Origin of the sequence: Nocardiopsis halotolerans DSM 44410 (assembly GCF_000341065.1) — a bacterium.
Lineage (GTDB): Bacteria > Actinomycetota > Actinomycetes > Streptosporangiales > Streptosporangiaceae > Nocardiopsis > Nocardiopsis halotolerans.
On sequence record NZ_ANAX01000227.1, the window covers coordinates 1 to 3,827 of the forward strand.

General features: G+C 76.2%; 2 protein-coding genes and 1 pseudogene. 1 reads left to right on the forward strand and 2 read right to left on the reverse strand.

Translation table 11 applies throughout. The features are described 5' to 3' along the window. Positions 1 to 394 (forward strand): annotated as a pseudogene (locus D455_RS0117450) (hypothetical protein); the annotation flags it as partial. A gap of 147 nt (positions 395 to 541) precedes the next feature. On the opposite strand, the gene D455_RS0117455 reads toward D455_RS0117450, so the two are convergent. Beyond that, positions 542 to 2,014: an RsmB/NOP family class I SAM-dependent RNA methyltransferase gene (locus tag D455_RS0117455; protein WP_017572001.1), complete on the reverse strand. Its 1,473-nt coding sequence runs from the start codon at positions 2,012 to 2,014 to the stop codon at positions 542 to 544. A gap of 71 nt (positions 2,015 to 2,085) precedes the next feature. Next, positions 2,086 to 3,021 carry a methionyl-tRNA formyltransferase gene (fmt, locus tag D455_RS0117460; protein ID WP_017572002.1) on the reverse strand — a complete coding sequence of 312 codons (936 nt, stop codon included), beginning with the start codon at positions 3,019 to 3,021 and terminating at the stop codon, positions 2,086 to 2,088. Positions 3,022 to 3,827 lie beyond the last annotated feature (806 nt).

Genomic DNA, 3,827 nt, shown 5'->3' on the forward strand with positions numbered 1-3,827 from the left:
TCTGGAGGTCGCCGGAGCCCGCGAACGGCTGACCCGCTCCACCGGGGCCGCGGCGTGGGCGCTGCTGTACCTTCCGCTGACGGTGGCGTGGTGGCCAGCCGCGCTCGTCGCCGCCGCGCTGGCGGGGATCGCCTGGGTGCGTACCCGGACGGCGGTCGGGGTCTACGCCACGCTGGTGGAGGCCACCGTCCGGCTGCACGTGGTGGAACTGGCCGACCGGGTGGGGGTCGCGCACGACGGGGCGTTCAGCCGGGAGATGGGCGAGCGTCTCACCCTGCGTCTGCGCGCGAGCGTGCCACCGGTGCCCCCGGCACCCCCGTCCCCGCTCACTCCCGGGCCCGCGTCCCCGCGGGCCCGGGAGGGCGCCGAGCAGGGTGGAGAGCCGGGGGCGTGACACGGAAAGAGCCCGTCGCCCGTTCCGGGCGCCGCGTCGGGCGCCCGGCGTGGGTGCCCGCCGGCCTGGGTGGTCAGCGTCCCCGTGCGCGCGGACGGCCCCCGGAACACAGCCCCGCGCCCCTCTCCCCCGCGGGGGCTTCCGGACTCAGGCCTGCTCTGACCTGCGCAGCAGTGCCAGGAACATCGCGTCGGTCCCGTGCACGTGCGGCCAGAACTGCACGTACCTTCCCTCCGGACCGGCCGCGAGGTCGGGCACGTCGTCCAGGAAGTCGGCGGCGCGCAGCAGGGTGAGGTCGTCGCGCTCGGACAGGACCCTCCGGACGATCCCGTCGGTCTCGTCCAGGTGCGGCGAGCACGTCACGTAGGCGACGACCCCGCCGGGACGGACGGCGTCGGCCGCGCTCACCAGCAGGTCGTGCTGGAGCGGCCCCAGTTCGGCGACCGACTCCTCGGTGCGCCGCCAACGCGACTCCGGGCGGCGGCGCAGCGCCCCCAGCCCCGTGCAGGGCGCGTCCACCAGCACCCGGTCGAAGGCACCCGGCCGCCATGCGGGCCGGGTTCCGTCGGCGACCACGGCCCGGCCCGCGTCGCGGGGCGAGCGGCGCACCGCCCCGGCCACCAGACCGGCGCGGGCGGGCTGGACCTCGGCGGCCAGCAGGCGGGCGTCGCGCTGCCCGGCCAGGGACGCCAGCAGCCCGGCCTTGCCTCCCGGGCCCGCGCACATGTCCAGCCAGCGCGCGTCGGCACCGTGGGTGTCCACCCTGGTCAGGGCGAGGGCGACCAGCTGGCTGGCCTCGTCCTGCACGGCGGCGCGGTTCTGGTGCACCTCGCGGATCGCCGCCGGGTCTCCCTCGGGGAGGTAGGCGGCGAACGGTGAGTAGCGCGCCTCCTCGGCGCCGGCGGCCACCAGGTCGGCGACGGTGGCGCGGCCCGGCTTGGCCACGAGTGTCACGCGGGGGCGCTCGTTGTGCGCGGCGAGCAGGCGCTCGGTCTCGTGCAGACCGTCGGCGGCCCTCTCCCCCAGCGCCCGGGCCAGCGCCTTGACCACCCAGCGCGGGTGGCTGTGCACCACGGACAGGTAGCCGCTGGGGTCGACGGAACGGTCGGGGGCGACCACGGACGTCCACCCGTCCAGGTCGCGGGCGGACACCCGGCGCAGGACCGCGTTGACGAACCGGCTCCGGTGGTGGCCCACGATCCTGCGGGCCAGGTCCACGGTCGCGCTGACGGCGGCGTGCGGCGGGATCTTGGTGGACAGCAGCTGGTGGGAGCCCAGGCGCAGCAGCGGCAGCACCTCGGCGTCCACGGAGGCGAGCGTGCGGTCCACGCAGGCCTCCAGGACGGCGTCGTAGGTGCCCTGGAGGCGCAGGGTTCCGTAGGTCAGCTCGGTGGCCAGGGCGGCGTCGCGGCCGCTGATGCCGCGCTCGCCGAGCAGGGAGGGCAGCAGCAGGTTGGCGTAGGCGTCGCGCTGGTCGACCGCGCGCAGCACGTCGTAGGCGACGCGGCGGGCGGGGTCGCGGGGCTGGGGCTGCCCGGACGCGCCCCGGCCGTCACCGCCCCGTGCGGGTCTCCCGCCCCTGCGGGGACGGCGGTACGGGGATCGGGACTGCTCGCTCAACGTGTGCTGCCTCAACAAACCGGGGACGGGTCCTGGCGGGTGTCACCCCGCCAGGTCGAGACTACGGCAGCTCAGCGGCCCAGGCGGTCCTCGTCGGTGGGACGCACGCCACGGGCCCAGTCGACCGCGGCCATGGCGCGCTTGCCCTGGGGCCGCACCTCTCCCAGGACGACCGGGTGGGTGCTGGTCCCGACGATGACGCGCCTCTTGTCGGCGTGCAGCTGTCCGGGGTCGAGCACCGGCGTGTCGGCGTCGGTGAGGGGGGTGACCGGGCCGAGCTTGAGGCGTCCGCCGCGGAAGGTGGTCCAGGCGCCGGGGGCGGGTGTGCACGCGCGGGCCACCCGGTCCACCCGCAGGGCGGGTGCGGTGAAGTCGAGTTCGGCGTCCTCGGTGGTGAGCTTGGCGGCGTGGGAGACGCCGTCGGCGGGCTGCTCGACCGGACTGAGCTGCCCGGCGGCGATGCCGTCGAGGGTGCGCACGAGGAGTTCGGCGCCGGAGACGGAGAGGCGTTCCAGGAGTTCACCGCTGGTGTCGGTGGGGCGCACGGCCTCGGTGAGCGTGCCGTAGACCGGGCCGGCGTCGAGTTCCTTGACGATCTGGAAGGTGGACGCGCCGGTGAGGTCGTCGCCGTGCAGGAGCGCGTGCTGGACGGGTGCCGCGCCGCGCCAGGCGGGCAGCAGGGAGAAGTGCAGGTTGACCCAGCCGTGGCGGGGGACGTCGAGCGCGGACTGGGGCAGCAGGGCGCCGTAGGCGACGACGGGGCAGCAGTCGGGGGCGATCTCGGCCAGCCGCTCCAGGAACTCGGGGTCGCCCGCCCTCGCGGGCTTGAGGACCTCGATGCCCTCGCTGGCGGCGAGCGCGCCGACCGGGCTGGCGGAGACCTTCCGGCCGCGTCCGGAGCGCGCGTCGGGGCGGGTGACCACGGCGGCGACCTCGTGGTCGGAGTCGATCAACGCCCGCAGGGACGGCACCGCCACCTGCGGTGTTCCGGCGAAGACAAGCTTCATACGTGGTTTCCCCTTCACGTTCGCCCGGGGCCGCTCCTCCGGACCGCGACCCGGGTCCGGGCGCGGGCGCGTCCGGGTCCCCGGTCGGGGAGGCGGAGCGCCCGCGAGCGCGGTCTGTCGGGTTCCCAGTTCTACCAGTCGCCACCGGGCGCGGAAGCGGTTCGCGGCCGAGCTCCGCGCCGTTCCCCGGTCGGCCGGGTCCGTCGAGGCCAGAGTTCCCAGGTGCGCGCCCACCGCCCGCAGTACCGTCGCGTCCTGGGCGGGGAGGCCCCTGAGACGGTCGCGGATGGAGGGCCCGGTGGGGCGGAGGCGAGGTGGGCCTCCTGGACCGGACGCGGCCGCCGGGTGCTGGTCTGCGCCAGCGGCCCCACCCTCTGCCCGCGCGCCCCGTGACCATGTTCGACGCGGCAGTGGCCGGGGGTGGGGCGCTTGTCCGGAGGACCGGCGCGTCTCCCGCGCTCGGTCGCCTCGACCGGACACCCGGGAAGCGGCGCCGAGCACCGCGTACCACTCCGGACGGGCAGCGCTCGGGAACACTCGTGTGCGCCTGGGCGGCCTCCCACACCAACGGCCCACAGCCCCCGTTCCAGGATCACCCGCACGCCCAGTACGGCGACGGCCACGTACCGCCGCCTGTGGACGGCCGTGTGCGCGGGGAGGACGTCGGAGGGCTCTGGTAGACAGAGCATGATGACAGCGCAGCCAGGCCAACCCGACGGAGTCCTCTTCGACCTCCCGGAGCGGGAGAGGAGCAAGGCCCCCACGGCCAGGAGGTCCCGCCGCCCCGCCCCACGCGGGCCCGCCGA

What these genes read in the sequence shown, in the direction of transcription:
- fmt (WP_017572002.1), bottom strand. Translation starts at nt 3,021, where the DNA reads ATGAAGCTTGTCTTCGCCGGAACACCGCAGGTGGCGGTGCCGTCCCTG.